Source organism: Pengzhenrongella sicca, from assembly GCF_017569225.1.
Taxonomy (GTDB): Bacteria; Actinomycetota; Actinomycetes; order Actinomycetales; family Cellulomonadaceae; genus Pengzhenrongella; species Pengzhenrongella sicca.
In genome coordinates, this window is the sequence record NZ_CP071868.1 from 3,685,595 (window position 1) to 3,698,201 (window position 12,607).

General features: G+C 73.7%; 10 protein-coding genes and 1 tRNA gene. 5 read left to right on the forward strand and 6 right to left on the reverse strand.

What is annotated here, in order from left to right; all coding sequences use genetic code 11:
• Window positions 1–5 precede the first annotated feature (5 nt).
• Complete coding sequence (gene mscL / locus J4E96_RS16895) at window positions 6–497, forward strand: large conductance mechanosensitive channel protein MscL (RefSeq protein WP_227423214.1); 492 nt, start codon at window positions 6–8, stop codon at window positions 495–497.
• 705 nt (window positions 498–1,202) lie between these two features.
• On the opposite strand, the gene J4E96_RS16900 is transcribed toward mscL, so the two are convergent.
• Window positions 1,203–5,492, reverse strand: a complete 4,290-nt coding sequence (locus J4E96_RS16900) for a hypothetical protein (RefSeq protein ID WP_227423215.1) — start codon at window positions 5,490–5,492, stop codon at window positions 1,203–1,205.
• A gap of 140 nt (window positions 5,493–5,632) precedes the next feature.
• Complete coding sequence (locus tag J4E96_RS16905) at window positions 5,633–5,899, reverse strand: hypothetical protein (RefSeq protein WP_227423216.1); 267 nt, start codon at window positions 5,897–5,899, stop codon at window positions 5,633–5,635.
• A 32-nt stretch (window positions 5,900–5,931) separates the two neighbouring features.
• Here J4E96_RS16905 and J4E96_RS16910 point away from each other — a divergent pair, with 32 nt between their 5' ends.
• From J4E96_RS16910 to J4E96_RS16925, 4 genes are all read left to right on the forward strand, one after another.
• Window positions 5,932–6,279 carry a hypothetical protein gene (locus J4E96_RS16910; protein ID WP_227423217.1) on the forward strand — a complete coding sequence of 116 codons (348 nt, stop codon included), beginning with the start codon at window positions 5,932–5,934 and terminating at the stop codon, window positions 6,277–6,279.
• A gap of 107 nt (window positions 6,280–6,386) precedes the next feature.
• Window positions 6,387–6,719 carry an SHOCT domain-containing protein gene (locus J4E96_RS16915; protein WP_227423218.1) on the forward strand — a complete coding sequence of 111 codons (333 nt, stop codon included), beginning with the start codon at window positions 6,387–6,389 and terminating at the stop codon, window positions 6,717–6,719.
• Window positions 6,720–6,851: 132 nt separating this feature from the next.
• Window positions 6,852–9,239 (forward strand): ATP-binding cassette domain-containing protein, encoded by a 2,388-nt coding sequence (locus J4E96_RS16920; RefSeq protein ID WP_227423219.1) that lies wholly within the window; start codon window positions 6,852–6,854, stop codon window positions 9,237–9,239.
• Window positions 9,240–9,301: 62 nt separating this feature from the next.
• Window positions 9,302–9,694, forward strand: a complete 393-nt coding sequence (locus tag J4E96_RS16925) for a hypothetical protein (RefSeq protein WP_227423220.1) — start codon at window positions 9,302–9,304, stop codon at window positions 9,692–9,694.
• Window positions 9,695–9,873: 179 nt separating this feature from the next.
• Here J4E96_RS16925 and J4E96_RS16930 read toward each other — a convergent pair whose 3' ends face one another.
• The 4 genes from J4E96_RS16930 to J4E96_RS16945 all read right to left on the reverse strand — a co-directional run bounded on the left by J4E96_RS16930 (window position 9,874) and on the right by J4E96_RS16945 (window position 12,519).
• A complete protein-coding gene (locus J4E96_RS16930) occupies window positions 9,874–10,518 on the reverse strand; it encodes a GAP family protein (protein WP_227423221.1) in 645 nt (214 codons plus the stop codon).
• A 56-nt stretch (window positions 10,519–10,574) separates the two neighbouring features.
• Complete coding sequence (locus J4E96_RS16935) at window positions 10,575–11,102, reverse strand: hypothetical protein (protein WP_227423222.1); 528 nt, start codon at window positions 11,100–11,102, stop codon at window positions 10,575–10,577.
• Between the two features lie 159 nt (window positions 11,103–11,261).
• Window positions 11,262–11,334: transfer RNA gene (locus J4E96_RS16940), tRNA-Arg, on the reverse strand.
• 90 nt (window positions 11,335–11,424) lie between these two features.
• Window positions 11,425–12,519 carry a CAP domain-containing protein gene (locus J4E96_RS16945; RefSeq protein WP_227423223.1) on the reverse strand — a complete coding sequence of 365 codons (1,095 nt, stop codon included), beginning with the start codon at window positions 12,517–12,519 and terminating at the stop codon, window positions 11,425–11,427.
• Window positions 12,520–12,607 lie beyond the last annotated feature (88 nt).

Consider the following 12,607-nt stretch of genomic DNA (forward strand, 5'->3'; position numbering starts at 1 on the left):
CACCGATGCGTTCGGTCGTCACAGGATTCAAGGACTTCATCACTCGCGGGAACGTCATCGAGCTCGCGGTCGCGGTCGTGATCGGCGCGGCGTTCGGCTCGCTGATCAATGCCGTGGTCTCGGGCCTGTTCAACCCGCTCATCGCGGCGATCTTCGGCGCGACCGACCTGTCGCAGGTCGGTCAATTCACCGTGAACGAGTCGGTGTTCCAGCCGGGCCTGGCGCTGGACGCGCTGATCAAGTTCCTCGTGATCGCCGCCGCCGTCTACCTCGTGATCGTGCTGCCGCTGAACGCCCTCGCTGCGCGACGCAAGCAGGGCATCGAGCCCGAGCCGGCCAAACCCGCCGAGGACGTCCTGCTGCTGCAGGAGATCCGCGACCTGCTCGCGGCCCAGGACACCCGGTCGGCGCGCAGCACCCTCACGGGCTCGCACCCGACCACCGGCGCGCACGCCGCGCTGGCCCCGACCGACTCCCCCCGCTCCGCGCGGGAGTAGCCGCTCGCGCCGAGGCCCAGCTCCCGCGCCTCGGCAGGCGGCTCCCGGACCTCACGGCCGCGCGAGTGACTCCTGGGCTGCTGCGACCCACGTGAAATCCCCCAAGCCCCAGGAGCCCCTCCGGTACCACGCGCGTCGCTGAGGTTCACGCCTGCGGGCGGTGGCCGGTGCTCGAGGGCCGCCGCAGACAAGAGCCGAGCACCGCCGGCTCCGTCCGCGCGGAGCATGGTGCAGGTGGGACAGGTGAGGCGCACGAGCCGGTCACACCCGCACCACCGGCCTCAGCAGTCACCTGCTCCGCGCGCACGGACGTGAGCCACCGCCAGATCGCTCAGGGAGCCGGAGTACGCGGCTACCAGTGCGGCGGGACGTCCCGGCGCAGGCGGTCATCGTTCGAGTCGTCGCCGGAGCGCTCGTGCCAGCCGACGTCCGTGTCGTCGGAACTGGTCCCGGGAACCATCGGATCGTCGCCGACCCCACGCCGGACCGCGCGCCGGCGCTTGCGAGCGCGCGCCGGCGGATCCGCAGCGGCGGGAGACCCCGGGCCGTCCGCGGGGCCGGGTACCCCGGGGCCAACCGCGGCGGCCGACACCCCCGCGCCAACCGCGGCGGCCGACAAACCAGGGCCGTCCCCGGGGTCGACGAGCGGCTCCGGCCGAGCAGCGTCGGCGGGGCGGCGCTCGTCCCCGGCGCGCTGCGCAGGGATCATTCGAGCACCCGGCGGACTGCGCCGTCGATCGCCGCATCGATGCGGGAGCCGCGCCGCGTGATCCCCAGCTCGATGCGAAGCGCGCGCGACAGCTCCGCCGCGGAGCGGGATGCCCCGTCGCTCGCGATCCACGCGGTCAGGTCGTCGAGTTCGTCGTCGCCGTACGCGCTGATGGGCAGGCCCGGCTCGACCGGGGGCCGCGGCGCGTTCCGAGGCCGCACCGGGCCGGCTTCAGCAGGTCCCCCAGCTCCGGCGAGGCTCATCGAGCCCAAAGGCACACCACCGCCGGCACGCGCAGCACCCGCAGCTCGCGCAGCCCCGGCCTCCTTCCCCAGGCCGCCGCCACCTTCGCCCTCGGGAACGCCGGCGGCATCCGACAGCTCCACGCCGCCCGCCGGGAGCGCAGCCTGCACGGACGCCGGCCGCTCACGGATCCGGGCGGCGACTCGCTCGCGGACCGTGTGGGCGATCGCGTCCGCCTCGGCCTGCGGGTCGAGGAACGCCGCGGCCGACCAGACCTGCCGCACCGCCCACCCGAGCCGCTCGAGCCGCTGCGCCAGCTGCCGGTCGCGCACGCGCACGCTCGGCTCCGCAACGTAGGCGGCGTCGTCGGTCAGCACCGCGACGATGAGCTCGCCCGGCAGGTCGGGGTGCCCGACCGCGAGCGGGATCCGCGAGCCGCCGGCGACGGCGTAGTCGACCTCGACGAGCAGCCCGGCGCCCCACAGCCGCTCGGCCAGGTCGATGACGAGGCGGTCCGGGCTCGCGGAGTCGGCGACCTCGGGCGGGTGGACGGTGAGGCCATCCTCGTCCCGCCCGCGGGCCGCGGCGAACGCGAGCAGGTCGGTGAGCAGCCGCGCGCCCGGGCCGCGCACGCGCTCGGGGTCGAGGTCGGCGGCTGCGAAGCAGCTGACGACGGCCAGCCGGTGCCGCGTCGCGCCGAGCGCGTCGAGCAGCAGTGCCTCGCCGCCCGGCCCGCTGATCGGCCCGAACCGGTGCAGCACGCGCCCGTGCGGGGTCTTGCCGAACCCGACCGAGTAGATGATCGCCTCGCGCCGTAGCCCCGCGACGCCCGCGAGGTCGGCGACCACGAACGGCTCGGGCCGGCCGGAGTCGAAGAAGGCGGCGAGCGAGGGGTTGTCGCGCACCTCGGCCAGGATCGCCTCCCGCACGCGGGCCGCGTGGATGTGCGACGACGTGATGACCGCGAGGGACTCCTCCGGGCGCGTCAGCGCGTGGTTGATCGCGAGCTCGACGACGTGGTCGACCTCGGCCCTTGTGCTGTCGACCGCGCCCGTGTCGGCATCCGGCATGCCCGACCCGTCCACGACGTCCAGCCGTACGAGCGGCACGGCCTGCGGCAGCGGCCGCGCCTCGAGCACACCGGCGTAGCCGTGTTCGGCCAGGAACGCGGTGAGGTAGGGGTCGCGGCGCGTCGCGTCGGCGCGCAGCGCGACCCGCGGCAGCACGGCGGCGAGCTCGCGCACGGCGGTCCCGGACGCGCACCGCGCATCGCCGACGACGACGATCTGCCGCCCGCGCACGAGCGCCGCGAGCGCGACCTCGAGCGGCAGGTGCTGCACGGCGTCGAGCACCACCAGGTCGACGGTCCGGGCAGCCGGCAGCAGCTGCGGCACGAGCATCGGCGACGCCATGAGCACCGGACGCAGCCGTCGGACCAGGTCCGGGTACCGCTCGATCGTCTCGCGCAGGCTAGTCAGGCGCTCGTCGACGAGCTCGGCGAACAACATCTCGGCCTGCTCGCGGTGCCCGTGCAGCGTCGCGGCGATCTGGCCGACGACGGCGGCGCGCACCGGCGCGGACATGCTCGCGACGTGCTCGAGGTCGAGGCGGCGGTACTCGGCGGCGAGGTGGGACAGGGCTGCGCCGTCGTAGCCCGCGAGCGCGGGGTCGGCGCGCAGCAGCTCGTCGAACACCGTGCTCCACCAGGCCAGGTCGAGCTCGGCGCCGACGAGCTCCGGGCCTACCCGCCGGGCGGCGAGGTCGTCGAGCAGCGGGTCCAGCCCGGCCGCGCGCAGGCCGCGCAGGAGCGCCGTGCGCTCGGGCAGGTCGGCGAGCGCGGTCCGGTCGGCGAGCAGCCGGCGCAGCCGTTCCGTGAGATCGGGCAGCGGCGCGCCCAGCAGACCGGCGCCGCCGGGGGTCGGGGCGAGCACGGCTTCGAGGTGTTCGAGGTCGGCCGCGACGAGGAGGTACTCGGCCTCGATCCCGGCGAGCCCGGCCGGGAGCCTCGGCCAGCCGCCGCCCGGGCAGTTCGCCTGCCAGATCTCACGCTGCTTCTGGACCTCGACGAGCGCGGAGTGCAGGTCGGGGATCGGCCGGCCGGGGCGGGCCATATCTTTCGCCTGCTTGCGCAGCCGGCGCCGGTGCAGTCGGCCCATCGGGGCGTCGTGCTCGACGCGCCAGGCCTTCGTCGCGGTCGCGACGACGAGGTCGGCGGCGGTGCGCTCGAAGATCATCGGCTGGAACACGTCGAGCGCGCCGCGGATGCCGCCGAGCATCCGCAGCTGCTCGCCCCAGGCGGCGACCGAGGTCGCCGCCGTCAGCCCGGTCGCCTGTGCGACCTCTTCGACGCGCGCGGCGAGCGCGGCGAGCGAAGCGCCGACGAGCCGCTCGATGCGCTCGATCGCGTCGTCAGCGGCGGCCGACGACGTGAGGTCGGCCCCGAACCAGGGCGTCTCGGCCGGCCGGAGCGTGAACGCGTGCAGCGTCGCGGCGCGCGCGACGTCGGTGGCGAGCCCGGCGCGGCGCGGCGCGTCGAGCACGCGCGCGACGTCCGGGGACAGCCGGACCGTGGTCTGCGGGGCAGGGCGCGTCGAGGTGAGCCGCGCGAGCGACTGGAGCGCGTCGTACGCGGACGCCTCCCACGGCTCGCGCACCTCGTGCAGCGCGCTCACGTAGCCGCTGAGCCGGGCGCGCCGCGCAACGAGGTCGCGCCGCAGGGTCGCGACGCGGCCGGCGTCGATGGCGGGCGCCTCGAGGGTCATGGCGCCCAGGAGGCGGCGCGCAACGGCGGCCCGCCAGCCCGCGTCGGGCGCGATGTCGAGCAGCAGGTCGTCGAGGTCGAGCTCGCCGAGGCGTGCCGTCAGGGCGGCGGCGGCCCGGCGGTGGCCGGGAACGTAGAGGACGCTGCGGCCCGACGCTGCGGCGTCCGCAACGACGGCGGCGAGCGTCCCGGTCGCGTCGCACCCCGCGGGGGCGTCGATGAACAGGTGGCTCCCGGTCGCGAGCACGTCCAGGACGTGGCGCTGGACCGGGTCGAGGTCGCCGACGCCGCGCTCGGCTCCCGGATCGAGGTCACCCGGGACGGGCTCGGGCAACGGGCGGGCCAGCAGCTCGAGCGCGGCGTCGTCGCCCGCGAGCGCGGCGATGACCTCGTGATGCTCGAGCGAGGCGGAGTTCTGGTCGAGGTCCTCGACCAGCACGGCGCCCGGGTGGACGAACGTGCCCACGAGCAGCCGCTCGGTCAGCTCGAAGTCCTCGAGAACGGCGAGGCCGAGGGCTCCCAGCCGGTCGAGCGCGGGCCGCGGGTCGAAGCCCGAGCCGGTGAACGCGCCGCGGGCGATCGCGACCGGGTCGAGCAGCGCGCCGCGGCCGCGCAGCGCCCGCGCGAGGATCGGGTTGATCTCGAGCGAGGGCTCCAGGCGCAGCTCGTAGTCGCTCTCGCCGCTCCCGCGCGCGTGCAGCGCGACGGGACGGAGCAGGACGGGGGCGCGCACGGTGCGCGGCGCGGGCTGCTCGGCCGGCCCGCCATCGCGGTCGCCGTCGAACGGCAGGTCGCGCGACGCCTCGATCGAGCGCGCACGGGTCACGGCGGCGAGCGCCGCGACGTCGTCCGTGGCGACGTCCGGCGAGGTGCGCTCGATCCAGGTCGCGACGCCGATGGCCAGGTAGGTCGGCGCGATGCCGTACCGCTGGGCGTAGTCCTCGGCGCGCGCGCCGACCGAGCGGGCCCGCCGCTTGGCCGTCGCGAGCGCGCCGCCCTCACGCACGAGGTTCGACAGCCGCGTCTCGCGCCCCGCGAACAGCTGGGCGATGCCGGAGGGGTGGGTCGCGGAGAGGTCGAGGACGGCGTCGCCCAGGAGGTCGACGTCGGCGAGGGTCGAGCCGCCGGCGGCCTCGACCAGGGTCGAACGCCAGGTCGCCACGGCCCCGACCACGAGCTCGGCCGCCGACGGGCGGCTGACGATGACGGGCGGCTCGACGGCCGCAGGACGCTCCGGGGCCGCGTCGGCGCCCGTGCCGGAAGTACGCGCGGGAACAGTCACCCTTGAACGCTAACCGCCGCGCGCCATAACACGAACGTGGCTCGCCGGGGTGCACCAGAACGGTGGGAACAGTGCGCACCGCGCAGGGGGCAGGCGATGCGCACTGTCCATCGGCATTTTGCCGCTGATCGGGGTGCGCGTCAACGCCCCGGCGTCGGCTCGTCCGGCCGGGCGAGCGCCATCGCGTCGAGGATGATGTCGACGAGCCACGGGTCGGTGAGCGCCCGGAAATGACCCGGCGTCGCGAGCTCGATGCTCGTGGCCCCGGCGAGCGCGCTGCCGCCGGGGACGTGCGGATCGAACCTGCTCGCGGCCGAGACGATGCGCGCGTTCGCGGTGCGGTCGGCCGCGAGCGCCACGATGGTCGCGTCGTCGGGGGCGAAGGCCCGGCACCGTTGATCCACCACGCGATCAGTCGTGCACGGCGAAAGAAGGACCCATGACCGACAACCCCGTCCAGGTGTTCATCGCCGCATTTCCCACCGAGGACCAGGCCGGCGAGGCGCTCAAGGACTTCCGGGCGATGGACCGTGCCGGGTCGATCGACCTGATCGACGCCGTCGTCCTCATCCGCCGGGCGGACGGGAAGGTCCGCGTCGACGAGGTCGCGGACCCGAGCGGCAAGCGCTGGGCCAAGCGCGGCGGGATCGCCGGCGGGCTCGTCGGGCTGATCTTCCCCCCGTCGATCATCGCCAGCGCGATCGTCGGCGGCGCCGGCGGCGGGATCTGGGGCCGGATCCGCGCCGCGCAGATCTCCGCCGAGGCAGACAGCGACGCCACCCGGTAGCGCACCGATCTCCCGGCCCCGCGCACCAACCACTGGAAAGGAATTGTCATGTCATTCTGGGACATCATTGGTTCATCTTCATCACCTACATCTTCATCGCCTACCTGATGGAGATGTTCTCGGTCATCATCGACATCTTCCGCAACGACAGCTCGAGCGGATTCGCCAAGGCGATCTGGGTCCTGGCCCTGATCTTCCTGCCCGTCATCACGGTGCTCGTCTACCTGCTCGCGAAGGGGTCGAGCATGTCCGAGCGGTCGGTCCGGCGCGCCTACGAGGCGCAGGCCCGGCAGGAGGCGTACATCCGCGAGGTCGCGACGACGAGCTCCACGCGGGCGGTCGATCCCGTCGTCCAGCTCACGCAGGCGAAGGCGCTTCTCGACGCGGGCGCGATCTCGGCCACCGAGTTCGAGTCGCTCAAGGCCAAGACGCTCGCGTAGGGCGCACCGGCCGCAGCGATCACGCGCCCGGCCCCGCTCGCGATCGCCTCGCGAGCGGGGCCGCTCGCGCCCTCCGACCGGCGTCGGCCTGAGAAGGTGGGGTGCGCACGCCCACCCGAGGAGAGGCCCCCGATGAGCACCACGACGACGGACCCGCAGCCAGCCGCGCCGCACGTGGCCGACAGCCACGACCTCATCCGGGTGCGGGGCGCGCGCGTGAACAACCTCAAGAACATCAGCATCGAGATCCCGAAGCGCCGGCTGACGGTGTTCACCGGCGTCTCCGGCTCAGGCAAGAGCTCGCTGGTGTTCGGCACGATCGCCGCGGAGTCGCAGCGGATGATCAACGAGACCTACAGCGCCTTCGTGCAGGGCTTCATGCCGACGCTGGCGCGGCCCGACGTCGACGTGCTCGACGGCCTGACGACCGCGATCATCATCGATCAGGAGCGGATGGGCGCGAACGTCCGCTCCACGGTCGGCACCGCGACCGACGCCAACGCGATGCTGCGCATCCTGTTCAGCCGGCTCGCGCAGCCGCACATCGGCTCCCCGCAGGCGTACTCGTTCAACGTCGCGTCGATCAGCGGCGCGGGCGCCGTCTCGATCGAGCGGGGCGGGCAGACCGTCAAGGAGCGCCGCAGCTTCAGCATCACCGGCGGCATGTGCCCGCGGTGCGAGGGCCGGGGCTCGGTCACCGACATCGACCTGACCGCGCTGTACGACGACAGCCTCTCGCTGAGCGGCGGCGCGCTCACCATCCCCGGCTACAGCATGGACGGCTGGTTCGGCCGCATCTTCAGCGGCTGCGGCTTCTTCGACGTCGACAAGCCGATCCGCGACTTCACGAAGCGTGAGCTGGCCGACCTGCTCTACAAGGAGCCGACGAAGATCAAGGTCGACGGCATCAACCTCACGTACGAGGGGCTGATCCCGAAGATCCAGAAGTCGATGCTCTCCAAGGACGTCGACGCGCTGCAGCCGCACATCCGCGCGTTCGTGCGGCGGGCGGTGACGTTCACGACGTGCCCCGACTGCGACGGCACCCGGCTGGCCGAGGCCGCCCGCTCGTCGCGCATCGACGGGACCAGCATCGCTGACGCCTGCGCCATGCAGATCACCGACCTGACCGCGTGGGTGGCGGGCCTGGCGGAGCCGTCCGTCGCGCCGCTGCTCGGGGCCCTGCGGCACACGCTCGACTCGTTCGTGGAGATCGGCCTCGGCTACCTCGCGCTCGACCGGCCGGCCGGCACCCTCTCGGGCGGCGAGTCGCAGCGCATCAAGATGATCCGCCACCTCGGCTCCTCGCTCACCGACGTCACCTACGTCTTCGACGAGCCGACGATCGGCCTGCACCCCCACGACATCCAGCGGATGAACACCTTGCTCCTGCAGCTGCGCGACAAGGGCAACACCGTGCTCGTCGTCGAGCACAAGCCGGAGGCGATCGCGATCGCGGACCACATCGTCGACCTCGGCCCGGGCGCCGGCGCCGACGGCGGCGAGGTCGTCTTCGAGGGCACGCTCGCCGGGCTGCGGGCCAGCGGCACGCTGACGGGCCGGCACCTGGACGACCGCGCGCGCCTGAAGGAGACCGTCCGGGCCTCGGCGGGTCTGCTCGAGGTGCGGGGCGCCGACACCCACAACCTGCGCGACGTCGACGTCGACATCCCGCTCGGCGTGCTCGTGGTGCTCACGGGCGTGGCCGGGTCGGGCAAGAGCTCGCTGATCCACGGGTCGGTCGCGGGCCGGGACGGGGTCGTGGCGATCGACCAGGGCGCGATCAAGGGCTCGCGCCGCAGCAACCCGGCGACGTACACGGGGCTGCTCGAGCCGATCCGCAAGGCGTTCGCCAAGGCCAACGGCGTCAAGCCGGCGCTGTTCAGCCCGAACTCCGACGGCGCCTGCCCGAACTGCAACGGTGCCGGCGTGATCTTCACCGACCTCGCGATGATGGCCGGGGTGGCCACCATCTGCGAGGTGTGCGACGGCAAGCGGTTCCAGGCCGAGGTGCTCGATTACACCTTCGGCGGCAAGGACATCAGCCAGGTGCTCACGATGTCGGTCCTCGAGGCCCGCGAGTTCTTCGGGGCCGGGGCCGCGAAGACGCCGGCGGCGCACACGATCCTCACCCGGCTGGCCGACGTCGGGCTCGGCTACGTCAGCCTCGGCCAGCCCCTGACCACTCTGTCCGGCGGCGAGCGGCAGCGGCTCAAGCTGGCCACCCACATGGGCGAGAAGGGCGACGTGCTGGTCCTCGACGAGCCGACGAGCGGCCTGCACCTCGCCGACGTCGAGCGGCTGCTTGCGCTGCTGGACCGGCTCGTCGACGCCGGCAAGTCGGTCATCGTGATCGAGCACCACCAGGCGGTCATGGCGCACGCCGACTGGATCATCGACCTCGGCCCCGGCGCCGGCCACGACGGCGGCTCGATCGTCTTCGAGGGCACGCCCGCCGACCTGGTGGCCGGCCGGTCTACGCTCACCGGCGAGCACCTGGCGGCCTACGTCGGCGGCTAGGCCGGGGTGGGCTGGCGCTGGCGACGGATTTCGTCGACGCCCCGCCGAGCTGAGGAGCCAACGTGAAGACGTGCACCGCGAGACGACTGGTCTACGGGCCCTTCGCGCTGGCAGTGCTGGCCAGCTCCGGGTGCGCCCCGACGGGCTTGGTCGTCCGCGGCGAGCTGCCGCCCTGTGCTGGCGTGCAGACGATTGCCGTGGATGAGCTGGCTCACCACACCACGTGCAGCTTGGTCGGGTGGACCGTGCGCTTTCCCGACGGGCAGACCTACGACCTCAGCTCCGCCAACGGGGCATCGAGTTCGAGCGCCCTGCCCGGGGTCGAGTGGGGCGGAACGATGTGGGGCGGGTACGGCAGCGTGGCGTGGCTGCGAACGCCGGACGGACTCACGCTGTGGGGACCTCCGGAGGCGGTCAATCAGCAGGTGCTGCTGTTCTCCCGGGACGTCGACTGACTCCGGCCCGGCCGCTCCCGGCCCCTCGAGGGCGGCTGCTGTGAGCCCGTGGCCGGTCGCGGCTCGAGTGTGGGCGTTCGGTCCCTCGCGGGTCGTGGAGCCAGCAGTTTGCCCACACAGGGGCACGAGGGAGCAGATGGCCCACACTCGCCGCGCCCGGCGGCGGACCGCGCCCTCGGCTACAGGCCGCTCACGCCGTTCGTGATCAGCACGAGCCCGATCACCGCGAGGACGACGGCCATCACGGCGGCGTTGTTGCGCAGGAGCCAGTCCTTTGCTGCCTGCAACGGGGGCAGCACGCGCGCGCCGAAGATCGCGTGCGCGAGCACCGGTACGGCGACGCTGATCGACGCGACCGCCGTGAACACCACGACGAGCGCCAGCTCGGCCGCGACGGGTCGCCCGGCGGCGCCGATGTCGATGCCGGCCGCCGCGGCGAGCAGCACGACCTTCGGGTTGGCCACCGACAGCAGCAGCGCGACACGCAGGGCGGTCCGCGGCGTGGCCGAGTCGATGGACCGCAGCCAGCCCGGGAGCTCGCCCGCGGCCCCCCGCGTGATCCACTGCCGGACGCCGTAGGCGACCAGGGCGGCGCCGACGACGATCCGGACGCCGGACAGCCAGGTGGGCGAGTCGCCGCCCGTGCTGATCCCGTCTGCGAGGAGCGCGAAGACCGCTGCGACGAGCCCGATCCCGCCGAACCAGCCGCCGAGGAACGCCAGCGACGTCGGCCGCGGCCTCGCGGTGAACAGCAGCAAGATCGCGGGGACCACCGGGAACGGTGATGCCGCGATCGCCAGGGCCAGCGCGAAGGTTTCGCCCACGAGGGCCATGCTGCCACTGCGCACCACTGCCGGGCGGCTTCGCGCGGGGCGAACTGTCAGGGGGCTGCCGCCAGTGTCACGGCCTCCTCGCAGGACGCGCCGCTCGCGGCGATCATGCGCCCGGTGATCGGGTAGCCGTCGGCTGTCAGCGGCACCACGAGCTGGGCCTGCGGGGTGGCCGCGATGGCGAGAGCGACGTCGTCGCGGGCACCCTGCAAGCTTCGCCAGTCGGCGATCCACGAGGCGCCGGGTTCGTCGCCGGCGAGAACGTCGGGCCCCAGCGCGCCCATCGCGCCGACCAGATCGTCGATAGCGGCGTTGCCCACGACGATGCGCTCCGCCCTGCCGAGTCCTTGCGTCGTGGACAGCGCGGTGCTGGCGACGGCGCAGGCCCGGTCGGCGGCGTTCGCGACGACGGGGTCGTCGAGAAGGTCGAAGTGGTCGTGGTTGGCGAAGGACCACAACGCGACGAGGCCGCTTGACGCGAGGCACCCGATGACGATCGCGATGAGCCAGCCGGCCCGTATTCGGCGCGAGCGATGCCACTCGCCCACGAGCGTGGCGGAGTCGACCTTCGGCGCCATGGGGAGAACCCGCTGGCCTGGGACCGCAGGAGTGGACGGCATGGGCTCAGACTCCTCCCCCGGCCTGGCCGCACGTGGCGGCTACGCGGGTGAATGCAACTCAGCGCCAATCGTTACCGGCGACCACGCCGGCGAGCCGCCGAACCTGGGAACACACTGTGCGCCTGGGCAGATTCGAACTGCCGACACCCGCTTTAGGAGAGCGGTGCTCTATCCCCTGAGCTACAGGCGCCGGGGCTGGGTACGAGATTACCGGAGAGCGCCGCGCCCGAACGCCCCGTCGCACCGACCTCCCGCGGCGCCCCCGCGCGCCGCACCACCCTCAGCTGAAGTTCACCGCTCCGTACAGCTGGTCGTTGAGCACGGCGGCCCCGACCTGCATCGAGCTCACGTCGGTTCGCGACATCCACGCGCGGTGACCCGACGAGTTCGCCCACGCGTTGACGAGGGAGCTCGCGCTCGCCGGCTGCGCGTAGCCGACGATCTTGTCCCCGCCGCTGTGCCAGATGCTCCCGGCCTGCGCCATCGCGCTGGCGTGGGCGACCAGTGAGCCCGAGCGCGAGACGCTGAGCGCGGGCAGGCCCTGGCCGGCGCGCCAGTCGTTGATCGCGCCGCCGAGCGCCCCGGCGCTGAACTCCGGCACGCTCGACGTCGACTCCGCGGGCGGGGCGGCCTCGCCGGATGCGGACGACGCCGGCGCGGACGACGACGCCCGCTGCGACGAGCTCGAGCGGGTGGACGTCTGCGCGCGCGCAGCGGCCGCCGCCTGGGACGCCGCCTCGGCAGCAGCCTGCTCGGCGGCCAGTCGGGCGTTCTCCGCCGCCTGCCACGCGGCCTGGGCGGCGGTCGCCGCCGCCTGCGGTCCGGCGAGGGTCGCGACGGCCGCGTCCATCGTCTGCACCGACGGCGTCGGAGTCGTGCCCAGCACCACCGACGTCGCGTCGATCGCCTGCTGGAGCTGCGTCGCGGCCTCCCCCGCCTGGGGAGCGGCGGCGAGCGTCGCCCGGGCTGCCTCGAGCGCGGCCGAGGCAGTGGCGAGCACGGCGGCCCGGTCGGCCAGGACCGCAGCCCACCTCGCGGCGGAGTTCTGCTTGCGCAGCACCGCCTGCTCGACGGCGAACACCTCGCCCTGCGCGGCGACGTCGGCCGCGTGGGCCGCGCGCGCGGCGTCGGCGGCCTGCGAACGCTGGACGTACGCGACGGCGGTTCCGCCCGCGCCGAGCGCAAGCGTCGTGGCGACCGCGACGACGACCAAGACCCGGCGGCGGCGGCCGATGCGGACCTCCGGCTCGGTCTCGCGCAGTGGGCCGACGCGCTGCGTCGGGAGCTCGAAGTCGGGCGACGGCGACGGCGCGAAGCCTGTTGCCGAGGCGGACGGACCTGAAGCGGCGCGGGTCGTCTCGCGTGGATTGTCCATACGAAGCTCCTTTGTCTCTCCGAGCGCAGAATGTTCCATCTCTTCAGGGCACCAGCAGAACGCGCAATCTCCAAATCACGTCGGCGAT

Excerpts from the sequence above, each read along its gene's own strand:
- J4E96_RS16915 (WP_227423218.1), top strand. The coding sequence starts at position 6,387 with ATGGAGATGTTCTCGGTCATCATCGACATCTTCCGCAACGACAGCTCG.
- J4E96_RS16945 (WP_227423223.1), bottom strand. The coding sequence starts at position 12,519 with ATGGACAATCCACGCGAGACGACCCGCGCCGCTTCAGGTCCGTCCGCC.
- J4E96_RS16920 (WP_227423219.1), top strand. The coding sequence starts at position 6,852 with ATGAGCACCACGACGACGGACCCGCAGCCAGCCGCGCCGCACGTGGCC.
- J4E96_RS16935 (WP_227423222.1), bottom strand. The coding sequence starts at position 11,102 with ATGGCGCCGAAGGTCGACTCCGCCACGCTCGTGGGCGAGTGGCATCGC.
- mscL (WP_227423214.1), top strand. The coding sequence starts at position 6 with ATGCGTTCGGTCGTCACAGGATTCAAGGACTTCATCACTCGCGGGAAC.
- J4E96_RS16910 (WP_227423217.1), top strand. The coding sequence starts at position 5,932 with ATGACCGACAACCCCGTCCAGGTGTTCATCGCCGCATTTCCCACCGAG.